Below are 21690 nucleotides of genomic sequence, written 5' to 3'. Positions count from 1 at the left end.
GGCGCGTCCGGCCAACTTTGGCGCCTGAAGGCGGCTGTTTTTGCGACGTTCGCCTATAGCGTCGCAGGCGGCTGCATCCCTAATGAGCACTGAGAACCATGACCTGTGACCATATAGACAACGACGATTATCCCGTTAGTTCACAGCGCAGCAGGATAATGCGTTCGGTACGGCAAAAGGACACGTCGCCCGAGATGAAAGTGCGATCGGCTCTTCATGCCGCCGGTCTGCGATACCGCCTTCATGTTAAGGGCCTCCCGGGAACGCCGGATCTCGTTTTTCCCCGGCGAAAGGTCGTGGTATTCGTTCATGGCTGTTTCTGGCATCGCCATCCGGGCTGCCATCTCGCGACCACGCCAAAGTCCAGGGTCGCGTTCTGGACGGAGAAGTTTAGGCGCAATCGGGAGCGTGACGCCGCTGCTGCGGGCGCACTGCGTTCGCGGGGCTGGGCTGTCGTGGAGGTGTGGGAATGCGAGATAAAGCGTAACGACTACCTGGAGCCGCTCCTACAAATATTGCGACTGGCGATAGATGCGCGGATGAGCCAACCACACCGCCTTCATCGAAGCTTTAACGCTAGTCTCAGACGGAAAACTTCCGAATCCGGAACGCGAGGTGCGGAGGGAGGATGAATTCGAATTCGTCGCCAAGGTGCAGCACCGTGGTGACCTCGAAGTGAAGCTGGCGATGGTGATTTGGACAGACCGTAATGACGTTTTGCGGCCCCAGCACATCAACGCTGAGTGTCGATACCTGCACCACGTGGTGAGCTTCGACATACGGCATACCATCCGGTTTGAAGAACGTGGCCCAAGCCTGACCCAAGACGTCGCAGCCCTGACACCGGTGGTTGTTCGTTAGCTTCACCATTGCTCCGATCGGCCCGCGTTCCACGTATCGGCTAATCCGGTGCTTGATGATCGGAGTAGCATCGCGCGTCAAATCCCACACCGCTTTGCGTATTTCGGGGTTTTGCAGGTCGGGTGCGCTTGCGAGTAGGGGCAGCTGATCAACGTTCGTACTAAAGTCGACAAGTGAGTCGATGAAGGCTTGTGCGGTGGCGGTACCGCCCCGCAACGCCGGTTCTAGAGCACGTCCTGTGATCGATGAATCGATTGTGAAGTGACGGCTGCGTTTTGTGCTGATTCAACGTCCACCTCGATGGAGGTTGACGATGGGAAAAGCATTGAGCGTGGATCTTCGGTCGCGGGTCTTGAAGGCTTCGGACGAGGGCATGTCGGCGCGGCAAGCGGCGGCGCGGTTCGGCGTGGGAGTGTCCAGCGCGATCCGCTGGATTGCGCGGGCGAAGATCGGCGAACTGGCGCCCCGCCCGCAGGGCCGCCGCCGTGCCTCCAGCCTCGATGCGCATGAAGCCTTCGTCGTCGGGCTGATCGAGGAGCGCAAGGACATCACGCTGAACGAGATGGTGGAGCGGCTCGTCGCCGAGCAGTCGGTGCGCATCAGCCGCAGCGCCTTGAGCGCCTGGCTTCGCCGCCACGGCTGGACATTCAAAAAAAGTCCGCGCACGCACTGGAGCAGGATCGCCCCGACATCCTGAAGCGGCGCCGCGACTGGTTCGACGGCCAGCTCGACCTCGATCCGGCGAAGCTCGTGTTCATCGATGAGACCGGCCTCTCCACAAAGATGGCCCGCCTGCGTGGAAGAGCGCCGCGCGGCGAGCGCTGCCGGGCCGGCGTGCCGCATGGCCACTGGAAGACCACAACCTTCACCGGAGCGCTGCGGCTGACGGGCATGACTGCGCCCTTCGTCTACGACGGCGCCATGAACGGCAACGTGTTCCTGGCCTATGTCGAGCAGGTGCTGGTCCCGACATTGTCGGAGGGCGACGTAGTTGTCATGGACAACCTGCCCGCCCACAAGGCCGCCGGCGTGCGCGACGCGATTGAGGCCGCAGGCGCGAGCCTGCTCTACCTGCCGCCTTACAGTCCCGACTTCAACCCGATTGAGAACGCCTTCGCCAAACTCAAGGCGCTGCTGCGAGCAAAGGCCGAGAGAACCATCAAGGCGTTGTGGGACACGGTCGGCGCGGTCGTCGACCTCTTCACCACAGCCGAATGTGCCAACTACTTCAAAGCCGCAGGATATGAACCGGATTAAACAGGACGCGCTCTAGTCTCGGAAGAGAAGGGCGGATGTCGAAAGATACCGCTAGTCGTAACTTTTATTGCCGGTGCCGGCAGATCGACGTTCCGACCTTCCGATCGTTGAAACGCTCCGGCGGATCTGCAATCTGAGTTCGCCGATATCGGAAACGTCGGATAGACGAATGGGATAGTCGGCCGTCTCCAATTTAACTCGACGGTCGTTCGGGTCGAGGTCGGCGAGGGCCTTACTGTCGACCCACGCCCCCTCAAGATTGCCACCGAGCACCGCGAGGCGGGCTAAGATGGTTTCAAGGGTCGCGATATAGTCCGGGTTGTAGGCGGGCTTGCCTCGGGAGACGCCGCCATTCGAGTGAAGCACGATGTCGACCCCGATGGCCGTTTCTTCGACCTCGAACTCTGCGTCCAGTATCTGACCATCCTCACCGAAAGCCGTCAAGACATTTTCCTCACGGCGCCGAGTGTTGGGCGAGCGACGCAGGGTTCCGATTCTCTGCCTCGCTAGCGATCATGCCAAGAATCTGACATCTATGCATCTTGTCGGGACCAAAACCTTATGTCGAACCTTTTACTGCAGTTGGCAGACCCGGACGAAGTGGCTGCGATCGTCGATGATGTGCGCCGGGAGGCTCGGTACGTTGTTACGGACTTTTCCGTCGAACTGGTGGTTTCGAAATTTCGCGATGAGGCCGAGACGGAAGGGGACATCTACGTTCCGGAGTATCAGCGAAGCCTCGCTTGGAACGAGGAGCAAAGCTCCTATTTCATCGAGAGCCTCATCCTCAGGGTCCCAGTTCCTCCGGTATTCCTCTATGACGTCGAGGGGCGCTTGGAGATCGTTGACGGCTCGCAACGGATCCGAAGCCTAGTACGATATTTGCGGGATGGGTTCGCGCTGAGAGGTCTCGAGAAGCTAGACATACTGAACGGATATCATTTCGCCGATTTGCCGCCCTCGGTGCAGCGGCGTCTCAACAACACGCCAATACGTTCGTTCGTCTTGGACCAGGGAACCGACGAAAGCACCCGTGTTGAGCTGTTCAGGCGCCTCAACACATCAGGAAAGCGACTTGAAGACGCCGAAATACGGAAAGGCGTTTACCGCGGTGCCTTCCTCGATCTGGTGATTGAAAGGGCTGCATCAGACCTCTTTAAGAGCTTGACGCCCCATATGGCCAAGGGCGTCGACGCTCGCAGCGAGCGTCAAGAGCTAGTCACGCGCTTTTTCATCTACTGCGACCGCTACCTGGCGTTCCGCCACGATGTCAGGAAATTCCTCGACTCCAACATGGACAAGCTGAACAAGTCCACTGACGAAGCGCGGCTCTCGGAGATGGGCGCCGAATTCGAGCGGACAATGCAGTTTATCCGCATGTACTATCCGAAGGCCTTCTATCGGCCGGATGGAGGGAAACGCGTTCCTCGTGTCCGCTTCGAAGCCATTGCCGTTGGAACGGCGCTCGCCTTACGGAGCGATCCGGCCTTAAGGCCGCCATCGGATGCATGGCTGCGGTCGAAGCAGTTCGAGGAGCTGGTGCGGACGGACGCCAGCAACAGTGCTCCGAAGCTCCGGGGGCGTATCGAATACGTCCGCGACAGCCTGCTCGGCCGTCCGTATGAGCGTTGAGGGACGCTTTCGCGTCCGCGCGCAGGACGTGTCCGAGTACCTAAAGTCTCTGCAGTCGCTGGAGCGTGTTTACAACATACCCGGCCGCAGTTTCTACCGCGCAACGGCGGCGATCACGGCGTCCCGCGCCTCCGCCTTCATCATGATGTACAACTGCATAGAGTTCGGTTCCCGAGAGGCGTTGGTAGGGCTGCGACAGGAGATCCTGGCAGGCGGTGGCGGCTTTATGGCTCTGAAAGACTACTGGCAGGAAGAGATAGCCCGAGCTCACTTCCGCGACCGGCTCACCCAGGGCGCCAACCACGACAGCCTCATCCGCGCGCCTGGGGTCGTGGACTGGAAATCAGACCTGCGCCGTCTGCCGTTTTCCGGAAATGTCGACAACGAGGAATTGCTACGCTTCGTCGCGCGGATCGAAAGCCGATGGCGACCACCGCGATCTTGCCTCGGCGGTTCCGACCTGGTCCTTATAAGACAGATGCGCAACACACTTGCTCATGGCGCCGAGACGTTCGAGACCGTCGGTTCCCAATTCAGCACTCAGGACATTACCGAGAAGTTTCGACGGACAAGGATCTTCATGGTCTCGCTCATTAAGGGGCTTGAGCGCTACAAGACAAGGCAGCACTACCGCCGCGTTTAGGCGGGTACTTCTTCGAGACCGCAGTGGGTCGCCAGTGCTTGCGCGAAGTCTTGGTTCTTAGTTAGCCCACTCTTCATGTAGCGGCGAAGAAATCCCTCGGCGGCGCGGACGGATAATGTCTGTGCATCGTTCAAGCCAAAGCTCGCGATCGAGACGCGGCGTTCGTCTGCCGGTCCTTCACCCGCCCCAGGTATGTAGCGTGAAGTCTGCTTAGGGCCACCCCACGCCGCGTTGTGCTGGGAAAGCGTCTCGGTACCGTGTTCCTGATAGGCAAGGCTGTGGGCTTCCGAGGCCACCAGACGTTGTCCGACCCAGGTCGCCACAGGCACGCTCACAGCGTTGCCAACAAGGCGCCAGCGCCCGCGCTCGCCCTTATTGGTGTCGCGGGCAGCCGCCGTCCAGCCAGCGGGGAAACCTTGAAGGCGTTCCGCATCCTCGATGCCAGGCGTCTGAAACAGTCCAGTTTCCACCGTCCAAATAGCAGGCGGTGAAGGTATGCTTAGGCCGGAGCCCCCTTTTAGGGGTGGTACTGCATCAGGGGTCCAACCCACGCCACGATTGCCCTCAGTCCAGTAAAATCCGATGTTGGCCGCCCAATCGCTTGCGGGCGCTACGCGGTCGATACCGTCGAAGAGGAGGTTTCCGGGGTCACCCTCCAACATGCCGACGATGAAAATGCGCCGGCGTCGATGCGGAAGCCCAAATTCCCGAGTGTCCAGCACGCGGTACGCCCAGCGGTAGCCGCGTTCGGCTAGCTCGGCGGTAACGTACCGTACTGCCTTGCCCTTCTGCAGATTTAGGGAGAACGCAACGTTTTCGAGAACTATAGTATTCGGCTTCTTCGGTGTAGCGTCGAGCAACCTGAACACGTGCGACACCAGCCCGGACTGGCTGCCGTCCAAACCAGCCATCCGTCCAGCTTGACTGAGATCCTGGCAAGGCCAGCCACCGACAAGGGCGTCGCACTTGGGAAGACGAGGCATGGCCGTGACATCGTCGACAAGACTGATCTCCGGAAAGCGGCTTCGCAAGACGGCCTGTGCCGCAGAATCCTTTTCGCACATCAGGGACGTCTTTAGGCCCGCTTTGGCGAAACCCACCTCGAATCCACCAATTCCCGAAAATAGGCTTGCGACGGTCTGATTCGACATGAGATTCTCCGAATCCCTTATCAGTTAACAGAGATCCGTTTCAAACTCGAGAAAATAAATCGCAGCTTGGCTAGCGCCAAGCTGGCCAATATGGCTCGATCGCCCATCTGCGCAGGCAGGGCGAAGGTCGTGTTTCAGGAAAGTCGGGGAATTCACTCAGAGTTCAAGGTAGAACTTTCTAGCCGGTTGGCCCGAAAGCAGGCCTGTTGAAGCGTCTGCTTCGGGTCACGTCACGAAGATACTCGCACCGAATTGAAGGTCCGTTATGGAAGATCCGAGGCCCGAAGCTTCCAGTCCGCTATCGGCCCCAAGAATGACGGGCTGCAATGCGCCATATCGGTCGTATAAAGTGCCCCCATCCGTTCCCGAAAGCCGTCGTCTGTTACCTGGCTCGTGAGCTGCCGGCAGTCTATCCGAGGTTTCGTTACAATTGTCGGCGGACATCTCGAACATCGTTGCAATTGACGCACACGGATATCTATTAGATGGCGGTAAATCGGACGGTAGCCGCTATTCTCGAGACGGCGGATTCTGCCATTGAGGGGGATGTACCGGCATGCGACTCATCCAGAACAAGGCGTCCGATGATCATCGGACCGCTGTCGCCCATGTTTTGGAGGGCGCTGAGCAGATCAGCATCGCCGTCGCCTTCCTAAAAGAGGGTGGCGCACGGATCATCGGGCTGCTCCTAGAGGCACGCCTGAAGCAGGGCGCTAAAATTGAAGCTTTCCTCGGTACTGATTTCTACATCACCGAGCCAAAGGCGCTCGCGCATTTGCTCGCAATAAAGAAGCGGTTCGGGGCCTTCGAAATGTTTCTTGCAAACGGCAAGACCGCAACCTTTCACCCGAAGTCCTATGTCGGACGAAGCGAAGGCCAGGTTCGGTGTCTGATCGGGTCAGCGAACCTCACGACCGGCGCCCTGACAACAAACGATGAAATTTCAATCCTGGCGACGGTGAACTCGGACGAACAACTGTCGTCGGATCTGAAAGTCACCTTTGCCGATTTTCGTGAGAGCGGCAGCTTCCAAGAACTCGATGACCTGGTGCTTGGGCAATATGCCTCGCGACACAAAGACGCCGAGCGATTGCGACGCAAACTTGAGAAAGAGCTCGAAGACAACTTCGCCGCACAGTTCGATCTGCGGCGCTTGAATGGCTTCCTCCGCCAGTACCGCGCAGACAAGACCGAACGTTCCGCGCTGGCGAAGCGCCGGACCGATCGGGACAAGGCATTGAAGGTTCAGCAATTGATCGCGGATCTCGGCAACGCGCCGAGGATTTCGAAGGAAATGAGGAGCGTCTTCGCAGAGAATCTAAGCAATCTGATTTCTTCAAGAGAGCCTTATCAACATCTCTGGCATTCCGGCGACATTCATCGACGAGGGTCGGCGGCACTCGATCATCCCAAGAAGACGATCACACTGTTCGCCGCGGGCAGGAAGGCAGCCAAACTCGCGCCAGAACGGGGTTACGAGCAGATGCGTCAGCTAGCGCTCGGTATTCCTGGCGTGGGCGTGAATATGATCACGGCGATTCTCTGCACCTTCGCCCCGAAGCGGTACGCTGTCTTCAACGGCAATACCTCCGGCGCCCTAGCGGCGATCGGCATTGGCGCGCCTCGAAGTCCAACTGTCGCAACGCTGTCGGCCGAACGATACACGCAATTGTGCGCTACCATCGACGCGCTGCGGAGGCGCATCGGTGGCGCTGATTTCACGGACGCCGACGCGTTTCTCAACTGGCTGTATTTCAAGACGAAGCCTTCCAAGCGCGCGCATGAGGGAGGCGCCCCAAAAACCTCACCTTGCGTGTCGCGGCCACGCCAAGTTGTCCGGCAGCACCGCGCCTCTAATCGGCCGTTCAGGCAGAGTTTGCCTTCACCGAAAGCGGGCAGTCCGTTCGAGTGAACCACATGGCCCATAGTGCCCCAATCGAACGAATCTCGCTTCTATGGCGTGACCCGAACGGCGCTCTCAGCACGCCCACGGCATCAGAGTTGTCAGCTGGAAATAAATGCGCCAGGTGAGTAGCGCCCCGAGCCCGCAGACGACAAGGATGATGCCAAGGACGAATCGGTGAAGTGTAATCCGGTTTTCCAGCTTGCGATAAAGAGGGAGGAACTCCGCGGCGACGACCGAGTAATCGCCCTTCAGCTTGGTCTTCTGTCGGGTCAGATCGTCGTCTATCGTCGACAGCGTCAGCAGCTGGTTGACGATGGCAAACGCCAGGAGGGCAACGAACAGCGTTGCACCGAGCGAGATGGCGAGGTTTGCCCAGAAATTCACGTCGCATTGAGTTGCGGGCTTGAGCTGCGTGGCGATGATCACACTCGCGACGGGAATGCCCATTATCTGGTTCTGGATGTCATGGAATGTCTTATGGATCTTACCGGTGTAGTCCGCGATGGCCTCTTCCGCCTTCCCCCGGATCTTGTCGTACGAGAACTCCGACGCGAACAGCCTATAGCTGTCCTCGCACTTTGTGACGAAGTCCCGAAAGTGTCGAAGAAGGTACCTGAAGCGCTCGCCTTCGGGATGGGTGCGACACGTCTCGATGAGCGTGGTAGCAACGATCGCAGCCTTCTGGTCCTTGTGCACCTTCTGCATGACGAAGTTCTCGAACTCGTCGACCAGTATGGAGTTTACGGAGACAAGGTCCGATGACCTGAAGTCTACACGGACCATCAGCCGGATCGAGCCGAGGAACAGCATCTCCGCCTGGTACGGGTCGAGAAACGCAGCCGCCTCTTTTAAGGTGCGGACCAGGCGCAATGCGTTCCGGTAGCGCGCGACGGCGTCGGGAACGACGGTATCGTTGTAGGCGAACCTCTCCTCGATCAGGTAATAGCGCTCCGGCTCGGCTATGCGGTTGCGACGGTTCTCGAGCAGCCGGTCGAGGGTGAGCGCGAGGAAGCCAAGTCCTGTGCGTGGAGCGCCGATTTCGACGCTAACTGTCGCGCCTATGACGACCGCCGACGCTGAGTCGACCGTGAATGCCGCGTCGTCGAAAGCCTTCTCATCGCTTTCAATCTGCTTCAGCGTTTCCACAATGCTGTAATCGCGGACCGTCAACTTTCCCGCGGAGCCATCTTTCGAGAACTCCGTGTTGCGGTAGAGTGCTATCAGCTGGTCGAACGTGATCATGAGGCTACGCTACTCCTGATCGTGTTCCAGTCTTTCGATCAGGTCGGGAGGGAGTTCGGTGAAGGTCAGGGTCTTCTTGTCGTCGTTATAGACGATCTTGCCGTCGGTAAGGGCTTGCCGATTGAATTCGACCGACCAGAGCCGCGTCTTCGCGGAGAACTTCACCATCGGCGACAGCGCTCGCTTCTTCGGAACGAAGCCGTCGCCAAGTCCGACATCCGGATCTCCGAGCGATTTGGCGAGTTCTTTCGGGTTCTCTGGAAAGAGCTCGTTGGAGAATGTCTCGAGATCCAAAGGCTCGTTGTCCCGGATGTATCGCTGGCAGATGTCGTACGCCTTCTGCAGGAAAGCTTGCTTGTCCTTCACGAAGCCCTTCGCCGGCTCGGCGAAACCGTTCAGCACGCGCACCAGTGTCCTGGTATCCTCGAGGTCCTGAACGGTGCTGTCGCAACCGAGGAACTCCTTGAAGTACTCGGCGACGTTCCCCTTGCCCTTTAGGAAGCCGATGTAACGGTCCGCCGAGTTAGTCCATGCCGTCATGTTGATCCGGCCGGCGAAGCGGAAGCCGTCGAGGTCGAGGTGTTCGACTGACGCGATGTCAAAGCTTTTGGTGAGCGCCGCACCGAGCTTGTCGTTGATGATCGCCACTAGCAGAAACCGTTGCTCGTCCTTCTCGAGATGCGCGAAAAGGACGTGACCGCCCGTCGCCCCGGGCTTTCGGCGCGCCTGAACGGTCAGTGTCGTCATCAGCTTGGCCGTGAGCGTGGCGAAGTCCTTGAAGTCGCCCTTCCGGAACTCGTCAAGATAGGTCTGTGCCGGATAGTTGTCGGAGCTTGCCGCGAAGCGCCCGTGAGACTTCGAGGCGCGGCTCGCATACATGGCGTGCAGCTCGCCGACCACGCGCTCCACCGTTTCCGAGACCTTGAGGTGCGCGTTACCCGACACCGTTTCAAAACTCTCGGAATTCCTCTTCAGGTCGTGCACCGCGACCTGAATGACCTGCTCGACCATCGAATCCTCCCCCTCGTGATGGCAGTTATGCGAGACGTGAGGGCCCGAACGCAAGTGTTCGAAGGATTAGCAGACCGAATATCCACGCCATGCGTGTCGAAAGGCGGAACGTCTTTCGATCCGCTCATGGCCTACGATCGCAGCGCGGTTTGGATCTTCTTCCACTCAGGAATTTCATCGAAATGGTACTTACGCAGCCTCGTGAAAAGATCGAACGCGTGAAGGGTTCTTAGGATTAAGAGCGGGGCATTGAACGACGCCATTAGCACGCCCGAGAGAGTATCTTGCCGTTCAGCGAGCAACGCCTTGAGAACGACGATCTCGTTGCCGGGGTCTACGATCCAGGCTCCGGCATTGGCAACGAAGGTCACCGACACGGAGTCGGCAGCCGGGTGACCGATCTCGCAAAGTTTCGCGTAGGAACGGCTTTATGCCGGGAATCTTCATTCCATCCACGTGGTCGACGTACTGGAAGGTCTGCATCGCCTTGCGACTGCCGGTGTCTTTTCGGTCTTCAGCACCTTCCGGGCATGCGTGAAGTGTATCAGCGTGTCTTCCAACTCCTTAGCGGACAGCATGGGCTCCCCAGCCTGACCCGAAATCTCGGCTCGTATCGCATCCTTGTTGTAGGCGAGCGTCCGGGCCACTGGTCCCAGGCTGTGGTTTATATCGCCTGCGGATTCGATCAGGCTTCTACACGCCGACGCGCAGCCATATAGACTTCCCGCCTCATGTTCGCGGACCGCCACCTTGATCCACCTGGACGTACGGAACACCGATGCGACCGAAGCCATATGCGCCCGGTACAGCATCTCCGTCCAATAGATGTGCCCCATGTACGCCCGCCCGATCGATTCGTCGCGAGCCCTGTATTCGAAATCCGACAAGTCCTTGAAAGTGTACCTGTCTCTCATCAGATCAGGCGCAATGTCGTTGACGATGCGGCCGTAGAGTTCGGAATTCTTCCGAACACTGCGGACTTTTCTTAATGTCCAGATCGAGAGCTGGTGTCGAGGGCGAAACTTGGACCATGCAGCGATCGTCTTTCAAACACATCCTAACAGAGAAGCCGGACGCCATGCGAAGCACGTCGGTGACCGGCTGCTTTCGTATCTTCATTCGCCAAGACCCGACCGCCTACTGTCGGCCCAAACGGGACGTCTGAGTAGTGGCTCGCTGATCGCCACTCCTGGCGCAAAGCTGCCAATCGTTGTGCGGCGCCCTCGTCGACTTCGATCGACGAGCCGAAATTGCCTTGCTCCATCTAAAGTTTGAGCGATGAGTTAAAACCGATATGATTAGAAATATCGGTTTCAGCACCAAAGAGTGGCAACTCTGCGACGGCGGTTTTTCGACGGTCCTCGGGATAACGGCTCCGATTTCGACACTGAGGGAGGGTGCGCAAGAGGGCCAGCGGGATGTCGCAGGTGGTTAGCCCCGGTCGTGCACAATGCAATGTAGCCGTCCACCGACTTGCCCCACGAGTCCGCTTAGAAACGCTCTCCTCCCGTGATCCACAGTCCACACGTTGCTACCAGTTTACGCCGCACGAGCTAGTCAGGCCGCTTCCGCTTAACGAGGCTCTTCTTATTTTAGCCCAACACGATCTGCTCGCAGCGAAATGGCAACTAGGATGCGGCTTTGTGCTTCGACACCAACCCGCCCGGAGTATCAGGACCGAGGCAGCGTCCATGAAGAGTGACGCAATCTCGTATCCCCCACGAGGGCTATCTCGTGAGGAAGCAGCTCGTTACATCGGTGTCGGATCGACGCTTTTTGACGAGATGGTTGCCGATGGGCGTATGCCAAAGCCCAAGCGCATCAATAGCCGCGCTGTCTGGGATCGTGTAGCCTTGGATATCGCTTTCACCTCGTTGCCGGACAAAGACAGCGGCCTTCAAGAGCTGTTGGAACGAAGCAAACGGGGCGTGGAAAAAAGATAGCAACTACGCTCGTTGCGTATACGCTGCAGGCGTAGTACGATGATAGCCCGTGCGGAAGGCATGATGTGAACGAGAATGAGAAACTTGCGCAAGACGTGAAAGCATGGCGGGCAAAGGAAGGGTTTACTGCCGAAGCCGCGGCCAAGGTACTGGGAATACCGAGGCGCACCTTTGAAGGCATAGAGCAAGGAAGAGGGTTTCGTTACCCGGTGCTCCTGCGCGTTGCCATCAAAAGCAAAACCCTTTCGCTACGGGCGAGTCTGAAAGGGTCCCCCGGACTGAAAGGAGCATTTGATGGCTCGGCCATTTAAGGATGCCCGTTACCCTGGGGTATCTTCGCGCCTCAAGAACGGCAAGCTAATCTATCGCTACCGCGCAAAGGGCATGCCTGAAATCCGCCTTCCCGGTAAGCCCGGCGATCCCGAGTTCGAGGCGGCTTACGAGAAGGCCACGCAGGGTCAAGGCAAGAAGGCAGTTATCGTCGATTTGCCCGGTCGGGCACTGCCAAAAACCTTTGGTCATGCCGCGCGCCGGCTTGAAACGACAATGGAGTGGTTGGGCTTTGATGAAGCCACGCAGCAGAAGAATGCGCGACTGATTGAGCGTTTTCTCAACCTGCCGGTCGATCCCAACTACCCACTCACCTGGCGCAATACTCCTGTTGAACATCTCGACGCGGATCGGCTTCGCGCCATCATTGAAGGCATCTTCAGGACGAACCGCACAGTCGCCAAACACACGTTGGTCGCCATCAAGAAGCTTCTATGGGTCGCGACCGATGTCGAAAAATGGATCAAGCCGCAGGATGATCCGTCGCTATCTATCCGCGTGCGGGTGCCCAAATCGACCAAGAACCCAGCTTGGCCAATTGCGATGCGCGAAAAGTTCGAGGAGCGACACCCCATCGGTACAGCCGCGCGCACCTGCTATGCACTGGGGTTCTGGCTTGGAAATCGGCGCGGCGATATCGCTGCTCTTGAGTGGGACGATCTTTTAACCGAAGAGATCGAACTGTTCGACGGCTCGCTGGTGCTAATCGAGGCCTTTGATTTCCGCCAGAAGAAGAACCGCAACCGCCATGGCGGGCGGGAGATGTTCATTCCAGTCGTAGACAAACTAGCAACGGCCTTGGACCTGCTCGATCGCTCGAGAGGCGGCACGGTCTTAAAGAACGCCTATGGCAGGTCATTCTCGGAAAAGAGCCTGACCGGCATGATGCAGCACTGGACGCGGCAGGCGGGAATTCCAAGCGGCTACACGCTTCATGGCCTGCGCCGCACCTTCGGCACCTACCTCGCTGAATGCAACATCCAGGCGCGCGCCATCATGGAGGCGATGGGTCATTCCTCCATGACGGTAACAGATGAGTATGTGCGTGAGGCCAATAAGAAGCGGATCGCGGTTGATATTGCTCGTGCCATCAACGAGCGCGAGGCCAAACGCGACGCCATGAAGCGGCGGGCAAACCTCCGCATCGTCAGATAATCAAATCGAGTCGGAACAAACCGGGACCACGGTCCTGCTTTGGGCCCATAATGGGCCCAAAACGTTTTGGGCCGAGGGCACTTTTTGTGAATAAAAACAATGGTTATGGTGGGCCCGGAGGGACTCGAACCCCCAACCAAGCGGTTATGAGCCGCCGGCTCTAACCATTGAGCTACAGGCCCCACGCGGCTGGATTAGTGTTTTTCGCCGAACCGCACAAGGCTTTCCGGACGGGCTGGCCGAGATCGCCCAAATCAGCCCATATTGGCGCGCTAGGGCGACGTGCGTCCGCACGGACGTACGCAATAACCTTTGTACCTACGCATCGTGCTTTTCCGGACCGGAGGCCATCGCAACAGAAGCGATTCCGATTTCGGGCCGATGTGGTGGTCGAAGGGCGACTGGATCGCAGACCAAGGAGATTTTTCATGACCAGACACTTTTTGCCCCTGGCGCTCGCCGCCGCAATCGCTTTTCCGGCGATGGCCGGCGCCACCGATTCGCCGCCACCGCCCCGCATCATCGTGTCGGGCGAAGGCCAGGCGACCGCGGCTCCCGATCTGGCGCTGCTGACGCTCAGCGTCATGCGCGAGGCCAAGACCGCGCGCGCCGCGCTCGATGCCAACAACGATGCCATGGCCGCCGTGATCGCGGCAATGAAATCTTCCGGCATCAAGGAGCGCGACCTGCAGACCGCCGGTATCCAGATCAACCCGCGCTACAACTACACCAACAAGCCGGACGGCAGCCAGGAGGCCGAGCTCATTGCCTATCAGGTGACCAACACGCTTTCGGTGCGCATCCGCGACATCGACAAGACCGGTGAGATTCTCGACAAGGCGGTGTCGCTTGGCGTCAACCAGGGCGGCGGCATCTCGTTTTCCAACGACGATCCGTCGGCAGCCGTCACCGAAGCCCGCAAGAAGGCGGTCGCCGACGCCATGGCCAAGGCCAGGACGCTGGCCGAAGCCGCCGGCGTCAGCATCGGGCGGGTGCTGGAAATCACCGACCAGAACGTCGCGCCGCCGCCGATACCGATGAACGCCAAGGCCTTCGACGCGGCCGGAGCCTCGGTTCCGGTGCAGGCCGGCGAAAATTCCTACGCGGTGCAGGTCACCGTCACTTTCGAGTTGAAATGATCGCCGTCTGAACCCTGATCCCAAACCGTATCTCGAAAAGATCGGGATCAAGCAGGGCGCCATGCCGGCTCTATCGGGCCGGCTCAACCGGGATGGCCGGAGATCTGCCAAAGGGAACCACCGTCCTGGTCGGCGTCGATCGCAGCGCAAGAAAAACCCCGCAGGACTGATCCTCCGGGGCTGATCTTTTCGGACCGCAGGGCTCGAAAAAATCCTTCTCGACAATGCCTTAGCGGTAGATGACCGGGCAGCCGCGCTCGTTGGCGAACACGATCACCACGCGGTCGCCGTACTGGCGGCCAGCGACCTTGACCGTGCGGCGGCTGATGTCGACGATGCGGGCGCGGTGCAGGCCCATGCGCTCGGCCTTGTCGAGGGCGCGCTCCGGCGAGCAGGACCTGCGCCAGTCGCGCTCGCGGCGGTGCTCGCGGTAGTAGCGGTCATCACCCCCGGTGTAGACGCCGACGCGGGGATCGTTGTCATTGCCGAAGCCGAGATAGATGCTGTCCGCATGAGCGGGGATCGCGGCAAGCGTGCCGAGGCCGACAAGGGCCGAAAGGGCTGCCGTCTTGATCGTATTGAACATTGTCTTCTCTCCTTGTTGAGGGCTTTCGCCCGCCTTGGTCGACTGTGTCTTGGTCGAACCGGTGCCTTGGTCGAACCGATGGGCGGAGAATGCGCCTCCCTGCCTGAACTTTTTACGAACCGGTCGTTCATTTCCCGTTCATGTAACAAGAACTCCTCATGGACTTCGGATGGGGGGCCATCCCAGGTCCATAATAGGCTGCCACGTGGCCTGTGGACAGTAAGGTTCAGCATGATGTGAGCCGGATTCGGTGCTCAACGAGGCGAAGCCAGCGCGGCGCTAAGGCTCGTCGTCGAGCATGTACTCGAAATAGTCGTCGGGCTCGGCAAGGTCGGTCTCTTTGGCCTTGACCCGGCCGCGGATCGAGATGCCAGCCTCATGCACGGTCTCGGCGCTTCCCGAAACGAGCTTGTGCCACCAGTAGAGATCGTGGCCTTCGGCGACCAGCCGGTAGGCGCAGGTCTTGGGCAGCCAGCTGATGGTGCGCACATTCTGCGGCGTCAGGCCGACGCAGTCGGGAACGCGCGCCAGCCGGTTGGCATAGTCGGAACAGCGGCAGGTCTTGGCATCGAACAGCCGGCAGCCGACGCTTGTCCAGTAGATCTCGCCAGTGTCTTCGTCCTCGAGTTTCGACAGGCAGCACTTGCCGCAGCCGTCGCAGAGCGATTCCCACTCGGCCGGGGTCATCTCCTCGAGCGTCTTGGTTTTCCAGAATGGCGTATCCATCGTGCCGATGTGGCCCTCGCTGGCGGCAAGGTCAAGCGGCGAAGCAGGCTTAAACCCCGGCCAGCACCATATGAAAAACACGAAGTCGCCTTCAAAACGCCGGTCGATCGTCCTTGATTGCCGCTAATGCCTGCAAACCGGAACCAAATCCGGATGATGAAAGTTTGGGCAGGGATGGGACCCCACAGGAGAATTTTTGAGATGAAACGCCCCCCACGGATACTGGCAGGTACCGCTTTCGGCTTGCTGATGGCGTCGGCGCCGTTAGGTGCTTTCCCGCTGCAAGGCAGTGCCGCATTTGGCCCCTTGCAACACACTGCAGCGCAGCTCATGCCAGTGCAATCGAATTGCGCCGAGGGCGAGTCGGCCGAGGCCTGCGCGCAAAACCAGCAGGCAGAGCCTGAGCAACCCAGAAAGAAGAGGCGCGACCAGCAGCGGCAACAGGAATCCGCTCCGGCGGAGCAGGTCGCGCCGGCCGAGTCCGAACAACCCCGCAAGAAGCGGCGCAACCTGCAGCAGCAAACCGAATCTGCCCCGGCCGAGCAGGTCGCGCCGGCCGAGCCCGAACAGCAACCCCGCAAGAAGCGGCGCAACCTGCAGCAGCAAACCGAATCTGCCCCGGCCGAGCAGGTCGCGCCGGCCGAGCCCGAACAGCAACCCCGCAAGAAGCGGCGCAACCTGCAGCAGCAAACCGAATCTGCCCCGGCCGAGCAGGTCGCGCCGGCCGAGCCCGAACAGCAACCCCGCAAGAAGCGGCGCAACCTGCAGCAGCAAACCGAATCTGCCCCGGCCGAGCAGGTCGCGCCGGCCGAGCCCGAACAGCAACCCCGCAAGAAGCGGCGCAACCTGCAGCAGCAAACCGAATCCGTTCCGGCCGAGCAGGTCGCGCCGACCGAGTCCGAACAACCCCGCAAGAAGCGGCGCAACCAGCAGCAGCAAACCGAATCCGTTCCGACCGAGCAAGTCGCTCCAGCCGAGCCCGAACAACCCCGCAAGAAGCGGCGCAACCAGCAAAAGCAGATCGAAGCGGCCCCAGCGGAACAACCAGCCGAACAGGCAGCGCCCGCAAACGACAACCAGCCGAACGTCAATCCACGCAAGAAGAAGCAAAGACAGAACCAGCAGATCGAGGCTGCCCCGGCAGAACAGGCTCCGACTGCCGAGCCCGGACAAAAGCCGGGCAAGCGCAAGAAGCCTGCTGAATTGACCGGCCCCGCTGCAGAGCCGGAAGGCCAGCCGACGCCGACCGAGCAGCAGGCGGCTCCCGCTCAGGGCGAACAGCCTCAGGACAAGGTGAAGAAACGTGGCAAGAAGCCCGTTGGCGAGCAGCCGGTGACAGGCGAGCAGCAGCCTTCAACGGGCGAGCAGGCAGCACCGGCCCAAGGCGAAGCTGCGGCCGACCAGAACGCCGCCCCCGTCCTCGACAGCCAGAAAGATGTGCTGCGCAAGCGCAAGGGTGGCAAGGATCGTGGTGGCCAGGTCGGCGCTGGCGAAAAGGCCGCTGGCCAGGAGGGCGGTCAGCCGGTCCAGCAGAACGGCACTCAGGCGGAAGCGCTACAGCCGGCTCCGGTCGACCAGGGACCGCCACCTACCGACGACAAGGCGGCCCAGCAGGCAATCAAGCCTGAAAAGATGGTTCCGGTAACGGAGGAAAAGGGCAAGCGCGTCGAGCGAGCGCCCGATGTCGAGGATGTTCGTCGTCGTCCGCGCCCGCAAGGTGCCAACGTCGTCAGGGAATTCGGCGACCGCGTCATCCTCCAATTCAACAACCAGACGATGGTGGAAAGCAGCGATGCCCCGCGCATGCACCGTGGCGCCAGGGATGTCTATTATGAGGATCTGCCGGACGACCGTACCCGCGAAATCGTGGTGCGTGACAATGGCAACCAGATCGTCACCATCCGCAACCGCTACGGCGATGTCATCCGGCGCTCACGCATCACGCCCGACGGGCACGAATATGTGCTGAGCTATGTCGACGAGCGGTACTATCAGGACGTTGACGAATGGCGCGATCCCGGTGATGACCTGCCGCCGTTGCGGCTCACCGTCCCGCGCGAGGAGTACATTCTGGACTCCGAAGAGGTCGAGGATCCGGACGACTACTACACCTTCCTCGAACAGCCGCCGGTGGAGAGGGTTCAGCGTCTCTATTCGATCGACGAGGTCAAGCGCTCTTCCCGAGTGCGCGACATTGTCCGCCGGATCGACCTCGATACGCTGAACTTCGAATTCGGTTCGGCTTCGATCTCCGACAGCGAGGTGCAGAAGCTGGAGGGTGTCGCCAATGCCATGGACAAGCTGCTGAAGAAGAACCCGGCGGAAACCTTCCTGATTGAAGGCCATACCGACGCCGTCGGCACGCCGGATGCGAACCTCGCCCTGTCCGACCGACGCGCCGAGGCGGTTGCCGAAGCCTTGACCAACGCCTTCGCCATCCCGGCCGAGAACCTGACGACACAGGGTTACGGCGAGGAGTATCTTAAGGTCAACACGCCGGGACCCAACCGCGAGAACCGCCGTGTTGCCATCCGCCGCATCACCTCGCTGGTGGCGCCGGTCGCCAGCGCCCAATGAGGCAAGCCCCGCAATTCGATAACTCACCCCGCAATTCATAACTCACATTGAATTGCGGGGTCGTCCACCCCAGATTCTGGACAGGGCGTTCCCTGCCCTTGTCCCGACTCCAGCGGGACACATGGGCCCCGCCGGTCCCCCTCCCGGCGGGGCTTTTGTTTCTGGCTTCAGCGGCACGACGGATCACGCGCAAACCAAGGTGCTACAGCATCCTTCGCACGTCCAAAGGACGTGCAGCGCTATAGGCTTTTTGCCTTTCAAACCTTGCAAACCGCGGCAGCCGGCCCGAAATACGGCGCTCCCACCATAAAGAAGCAGACCGGAGCCACTGCATGAAACGTCTCGAACTCGCCATTGAATCGATCATTCTCGCCTCGCGCTGGCTGCTGGTCGCTTTCTATCTCGGGCTGGGCGTCGCGCTCGCTATTTACACAGCGTCTTTCGGCAAGAAGCTGGTCGAGTTCGTCTCAGCTGCGCTCACGCTCGGCGACACCGACACCATCCTGAAGATGCTCGGCCTGATCGATGCGGCGCTGGTCGCTTCGCTGGTAGTGATGGTAATCATCTCGGGCTACGAAAACTTCGTCAGCCGTTTCGACGAGCATGACGGCAAGGTCCACTGGCTCGGCACGATCGATGTCGGCTCGCTGAAGGTCAAGGTCGCCTCGACCATCGTCGCCATCTCGTCCATCCACCTTCTGCAAGTCTTCCTCAACCACGCCTTCTACACGACCGACCAGCTGATGTGGCTGACGATCATGCATCTGGCCTTCGTCGTCTCGGCGCTGATGCTCGCCTCCATTGATCGGCTGATGGGCCTGGGCAAAAGCAAGAAGGCCGAGGCGGAGTAATGCGGACCGCACAGTGTTGCTAGTAGATTCGCTTTATCTCCGTCTGCGAATTCGCGAACACCTCATCCGGCACGAAAAAGTCGCCGGCAAGCGGCCCCGTCGCGCCCGGCGCATAGGTCGAGAAATCGCTGACGCCCTCGGCGCGCAGCACCTCCTCGTCGATGTAGAAATTACCGGTCGCCTCGCGTGACGGCCGCATCAGGATCGCATGCGCCGCGTCGGCCATGATATTTGGCGAACGGCTCATCGCCGCCACCGTCGCCCCGCCTAGAAGATTGCGTACCGCCGCGGTATCGATGGTCGAGATCGGCCATAGCGAATTGACCGCGATGCCGTCCCTGGCGAACTCCGCGCTCATGCCAAGCGTACACATCGACATGCCGAACTTGGCCATCGTATAGGCGACATGGTTCTTGAACCACTTGGCCTTCATGTCGAGTGGCGGCGCCAGATTCAAAATGTGAGGGTTTTCGGCGAATTTCAGGTGCGGAATGCATATTTTGGAAACCAGGAAGGTGCCGCGCGTGTTGATCTGATGCATCAGGTCGTAGCGCTTCATGTCGGTTTCCAGCGTGCCGGTGAGTTGGATGGCGCTGGCATTGTTGATGCAGATGTCGATGCCGCCGAACTTTTCGACGGTCCTGGCGACCGCCTCGGCCACTTGCCCTTCCTCACGTATGTCACACAGCGCCGGCAATGCCTTGCCGCCGGCCCGCTCGATTTCCTCGGCAGCGGTATAGATCGTGCCCGGCAGCTTCGGGTGCGGCTCGGCGGTCTTGGCCGCGATCGTCACATTGGCGCCGTCACGCGCGGCGCGCAGCGCGATCGCCAGCCCGATCCCCCGCGACCCGCCGGAGATGAACAACGTCTTTCCCTTGAGCGACATCTTTCCGCCTCCCGTGCAACAGCATGCGCGTAATCCTTGCGCGGCAGGCAACCGCCGCGCAAGGCCCCAGCACGCCGGATGCGGGTTACGCTGCGTAGGCTCTCGGAGACAGGCCGAAGACTAAACGAGCACCAGGCCTTGCCGCATGGCGATGGCGATCGCATCGGTGCGGTTGGCGGCGCCGAGCTTGATCAGGATCGCCGCGACGTGGAACTTCGCCGTGTGCACGGAAATGTTCAGCCGCCGCGCGATCACCTTGTTGGGCGCGCCCTCGGCCAGCAGTGACAGCACTTCGCTCTCGCGCGGCGAAAGCACCGGCCGGCCGGCCCTGTCGTCAACCGGCTCCTCGTCGAACAGGTCACTGTCATGGAAAGCGAAATCGTCATGCCGGTCGGACAAGGCGCGGCCCTCGCCCGTGACCCGGTAGCCTGCCGCGGCCAGCCGCACGGCAGCGGCGATCAGCGCATCGTCCGCTGCCGCCGGCAACACCGCAAACACGGTTTCGGCCGGCCGCTCACGGTCGGCTCGTTGAGACAGGAGCACCTGCGGTATTGCGAGTTCGATGGCCCCGCCTGCCAGCCTCCCGTCCTCCAGCTTGTTGTCGTCGACGATGGCGACGTCTGCCTGGTCGGCACCATTGCTGCCGCCGGCCATAATCGGCAGCAGATCGCCAGTCGCGGCAAGGGTTGTGGACAGATGTTCGGCGCGCGAGGCATCGCCCAGCGCGATCAGCACCGTCAACCGCCTCCCACTCGTGATCCCGCCGCCTGCCATTTATCCTCTCAGTTCAGCGGCTTCTCGCCGATGGTTACCGCGACCTCGCGCTGCTCACCGCCGCGCAGCACGCCGAGCGTCACCGCCGCGCCGGCGCTGTCCGGCCCAAGCTTGCGGATCAGATCGCGCGGACCATGCACCGCCTCGCCGTTCCACGACACGACGATGTCGCCGAGATGCAGGCCGGCAGCCTTGGCCGGACCATTGTCATCGAGGCTCATCACCATCGCGCCATGCGTGTCACCATCTCGGACCGGATGCAGGCCGGCGCCAAGATAGCCGCGCGCAACATGGCCTTTTTCGCGCAGCGTCGCCACCGCCCGCTCGATCGTCTCATAAGGCATGACCAGCGCCCGCCGGCGTGGTCCGAACAGAAGCATGCCGATCAGCGCGCCATCGGCGTCGAGCACCGGACCGCCCTCGAAACGGCCACCCGCATTGACGGCGAGATTGATGCGCCGGTCGATCGTGCCGCCGCGCATCGAGCGCCAGGCCGGGCCGACCTCGCCCGCCGTGCCGAACACGGCGAGCGCCGAACCATCACTATTGCCGACCGCGACGACCAGATTTCCCGGCCGCACCGCACCCGCCTTGGTCAGCGACGGTGCGCTGACGACACCTGCCGGCTTCAGCAAGGCGACACCGGTCGAAGGGTCGCGGCCGACCAGTTCGGCCTTTACCGTTTCGCCCGAAGCCAGTGTCAGTTCGATATCCTCGCCGGTTTCCACAGCCTCCTCGGCAGTGACGAAATAGCCGTCGCGCCAATGGAAGGCGCTAGCCGTGCGATGATGATGCGTGGCGAAGCTGGCCGTCGCCGGCGCTGCTGTTGCCGCGGTATCGGCGACGGCGTCGGAAAATGCGCTCAGATTAAAATCGCTCATGATTGTCTCCTGGGTTCTCTCATGTCCCAGATATCGCTCGACAGCGCGTTCGCGGATACTCGCCTGACGGCTAGTTCGGACATCGACTGGCCATCTGGTCAGGTCGCGGCGGCTCAAGCCGCTCCGCACATATAGGCAT

General features: G+C 60.4%; 24 protein-coding genes and 1 tRNA gene. 11 read left to right on the top strand and 14 right to left on the bottom strand.

Annotated features, from left to right (window positions below):
• Positions 1–98: 98 nt before the first annotated feature.
• Complete coding sequence (locus EN859_RS21775; protein WP_091595102.1) at positions 99–632, top strand: very short patch repair endonuclease; 534 nt, start codon at positions 99–101, stop codon at positions 630–632.
• Here the strand turns inward: EN859_RS21775 and EN859_RS21770 are convergent.
• The gene (locus EN859_RS21770) at positions 583–1077 is read right to left on the bottom strand and encodes an HNH endonuclease signature motif containing protein (protein WP_091595100.1); all 495 of its coding nucleotides are present in this window, start codon (positions 1075–1077) and stop codon (positions 583–585) included. The two genes, EN859_RS21775 and EN859_RS21770, sit on opposite strands and share 50 nt — an antisense overlap.
• A gap of 97 nt (positions 1078–1174) precedes the next feature.
• Here EN859_RS21770 and EN859_RS21765 point away from each other — a divergent pair.
• Positions 1175–2118 (top strand): IS630 family transposase gene (locus EN859_RS21765; protein ID WP_164784121.1). Its coding sequence is split into 2 segments (ribosomal slippage): positions 1175–1511 and positions 1511–2118, totalling 945 coding nucleotides; the frame shifts between segments, so codons are not numbered across the junction.
• Between the two features lie 51 nt (positions 2119–2169).
• On the opposite strand, the gene EN859_RS21760 is transcribed toward EN859_RS21765, so the two are convergent.
• Positions 2170–2562, bottom strand: a complete 393-nt coding sequence (locus tag EN859_RS21760; RefSeq protein WP_091595098.1) for a hypothetical protein — start codon at positions 2560–2562, stop codon at positions 2170–2172.
• Positions 2563–2679: 117 nt separating this feature from the next.
• On the opposite strand from EN859_RS21760, the gene EN859_RS21755 reads away from it, so the two are divergent.
• Both EN859_RS21755 and EN859_RS21750 read left to right on the top strand, forming a co-directional pair.
• Positions 2680–3750 carry a DUF262 domain-containing protein gene (locus tag EN859_RS21755; protein ID WP_091595096.1) on the top strand — a complete coding sequence of 357 codons (1071 nt, stop codon included), beginning with the start codon at positions 2680–2682 and terminating at the stop codon, positions 3748–3750.
• A complete protein-coding gene (locus tag EN859_RS21750) occupies positions 3740–4393 on the top strand; it encodes a hypothetical protein (protein WP_126092495.1) in 654 nt (217 codons plus the stop codon). The genes EN859_RS21755 and EN859_RS21750 overlap by 11 nt, the downstream gene beginning before the upstream one ends.
• Here the strand turns inward: EN859_RS21750 and EN859_RS21745 are convergent.
• On the bottom strand, positions 4390–5544 hold the full coding sequence (locus EN859_RS21745; RefSeq protein ID WP_091595092.1) for a DNA cytosine methyltransferase: 1155 nt from the start codon (positions 5542–5544) through the stop codon (positions 4390–4392). The genes EN859_RS21750 and EN859_RS21745 overlap by 4 nt on opposite strands.
• A gap of 556 nt (positions 5545–6100) precedes the next feature.
• On the opposite strand from EN859_RS21745, the gene EN859_RS21740 reads away from it, so the two are divergent.
• On the top strand, positions 6101–7456 hold the full coding sequence (locus EN859_RS21740; RefSeq protein ID WP_091595090.1) for a hypothetical protein: 1356 nt from the start codon (positions 6101–6103) through the stop codon (positions 7454–7456).
• A 66-nt stretch (positions 7457–7522) separates the two neighbouring features.
• Here EN859_RS21740 and EN859_RS21735 read toward each other — a convergent pair whose 3' ends face one another.
• The 4 genes from EN859_RS21735 to EN859_RS21720 all read right to left on the bottom strand — a co-directional run bounded on the left by EN859_RS21735 (position 7523) and on the right by EN859_RS21720 (position 10539).
• Positions 7523–8692, bottom strand: a complete 1170-nt coding sequence (locus EN859_RS21735; RefSeq protein WP_091595088.1) for a hypothetical protein — start codon at positions 8690–8692, stop codon at positions 7523–7525.
• Positions 8693–8701: 9 nt separating this feature from the next.
• The gene (locus EN859_RS21730) at positions 8702–9703 is read right to left on the bottom strand and encodes a nucleoid-associated protein (RefSeq protein ID WP_091595086.1); all 1002 of its coding nucleotides are present in this window, start codon (positions 9701–9703) and stop codon (positions 8702–8704) included.
• 131 nt (positions 9704–9834) lie between these two features.
• On the bottom strand, positions 9835–10080 hold the full coding sequence (locus tag EN859_RS21725; protein ID WP_126034262.1) for a hypothetical protein: 246 nt from the start codon (positions 10078–10080) through the stop codon (positions 9835–9837).
• Positions 10081–10146: 66 nt separating this feature from the next.
• Positions 10147–10539: a hypothetical protein gene (locus EN859_RS21720; RefSeq protein ID WP_126034263.1), complete on the bottom strand. Its 393-nt coding sequence runs from the start codon at positions 10537–10539 to the stop codon at positions 10147–10149.
• Positions 10540–11394: 855 nt separating this feature from the next.
• Here EN859_RS21720 and EN859_RS21715 point away from each other — a divergent pair.
• The 3 genes from EN859_RS21715 (at position 11395) to EN859_RS21705 (ending at position 13131) form a co-directional block, all read left to right on the top strand.
• A complete protein-coding gene (locus EN859_RS21715; RefSeq protein ID WP_091595315.1) occupies positions 11395–11646 on the top strand; it encodes a hypothetical protein in 252 nt (83 codons plus the stop codon).
• A gap of 65 nt (positions 11647–11711) precedes the next feature.
• On the top strand, positions 11712–11957 hold the full coding sequence (locus tag EN859_RS21710) for a helix-turn-helix domain-containing protein (protein ID WP_236387255.1): 246 nt from the start codon (positions 11712–11714) through the stop codon (positions 11955–11957).
• The gene (locus EN859_RS21705) at positions 11941–13131 is read left to right on the top strand and encodes a site-specific integrase (protein WP_091595079.1); all 1191 of its coding nucleotides are present in this window, start codon (positions 11941–11943) and stop codon (positions 13129–13131) included. The genes EN859_RS21710 and EN859_RS21705 overlap by 17 nt, the downstream gene beginning before the upstream one ends.
• 106 nt (positions 13132–13237) lie before the next feature.
• Here the strand turns inward: EN859_RS21705 and EN859_RS21700 are convergent.
• A tRNA-Ile gene (locus EN859_RS21700) sits at positions 13238–13313 on the bottom strand.
• A 246-nt stretch (positions 13314–13559) separates the two neighbouring features.
• Between EN859_RS21700 and EN859_RS21695 the strand changes: the two genes are divergently transcribed.
• Entirely contained in the window at positions 13560–14270 is a 711-nt protein-coding gene (locus EN859_RS21695) for an SIMPL domain-containing protein (protein WP_127854791.1), read from the top strand.
• Positions 14271–14499: 229 nt separating this feature from the next.
• Here EN859_RS21695 and EN859_RS21690 read toward each other — a convergent pair whose 3' ends face one another.
• The 3 genes from EN859_RS21690 to EN859_RS39470 all read right to left on the bottom strand — a co-directional run bounded on the left by EN859_RS21690 (position 14500) and on the right by EN859_RS39470 (position 16755).
• Complete coding sequence (locus tag EN859_RS21690) at positions 14500–14856, bottom strand: hypothetical protein (protein WP_127854790.1); 357 nt, start codon at positions 14854–14856, stop codon at positions 14500–14502.
• A gap of 279 nt (positions 14857–15135) precedes the next feature.
• Entirely contained in the window at positions 15136–15582 is a 447-nt protein-coding gene (locus tag EN859_RS21685; protein ID WP_127854837.1) for a YcgN family cysteine cluster protein, read from the bottom strand.
• A 264-nt stretch (positions 15583–15846) separates the two neighbouring features.
• Positions 15847–16755: a hypothetical protein gene (locus EN859_RS39470; RefSeq protein ID WP_245525646.1), complete on the bottom strand. Its 909-nt coding sequence runs from the start codon at positions 16753–16755 to the stop codon at positions 15847–15849.
• 30 nt (positions 16756–16785) lie between these two features.
• Here EN859_RS39470 and EN859_RS39465 point away from each other — a divergent pair, with 30 nt between their 5' ends.
• Together EN859_RS39465 and EN859_RS21675 are read left to right on the top strand one after the other, a co-directional pair.
• Positions 16786–18159 carry an OmpA family protein gene (locus EN859_RS39465; protein WP_245525645.1) on the top strand — a complete coding sequence of 458 codons (1374 nt, stop codon included), beginning with the start codon at positions 16786–16788 and terminating at the stop codon, positions 18157–18159.
• Positions 18160–18491: 332 nt separating this feature from the next.
• The gene (locus EN859_RS21675; RefSeq protein WP_127854788.1) at positions 18492–19010 is read left to right on the top strand and encodes a TIGR00645 family protein; all 519 of its coding nucleotides are present in this window, start codon (positions 18492–18494) and stop codon (positions 19008–19010) included.
• Between the two features lie 19 nt (positions 19011–19029).
• Here the strand turns inward: EN859_RS21675 and EN859_RS21670 are convergent, their stop codons facing one another.
• From EN859_RS21670 to EN859_RS21660, 3 genes are all read right to left on the bottom strand, one after another.
• On the bottom strand, positions 19030–19896 hold the full coding sequence (locus EN859_RS21670) for an NAD(P)-dependent oxidoreductase (RefSeq protein ID WP_127854787.1): 867 nt from the start codon (positions 19894–19896) through the stop codon (positions 19030–19032).
• Between the two features lie 120 nt (positions 19897–20016).
• Positions 20017–20670 (bottom strand): helix-turn-helix transcriptional regulator, encoded by a 654-nt coding sequence (locus EN859_RS21665; RefSeq protein WP_127854786.1) that lies wholly within the window; start codon positions 20668–20670, stop codon positions 20017–20019.
• 8 nt (positions 20671–20678) lie between these two features.
• Positions 20679–21551, bottom strand: a complete 873-nt coding sequence (locus EN859_RS21660) for a S1C family serine protease (RefSeq protein WP_127854785.1) — start codon at positions 21549–21551, stop codon at positions 20679–20681.
• Between the last annotated feature and the right edge of the window lie 139 nt (positions 21552–21690).

Source organism: Mesorhizobium sp. M00.F.Ca.ET.216.01.1.1 (assembly GCF_004010325.2).
Classification (GTDB): Bacteria; Pseudomonadota; Alphaproteobacteria; order Rhizobiales; family Rhizobiaceae; genus Mesorhizobium.
The sequence above is the reverse complement of the archived record's forward strand: the minus strand, read 5'-3'. Positions and strand labels throughout refer to the sequence as shown.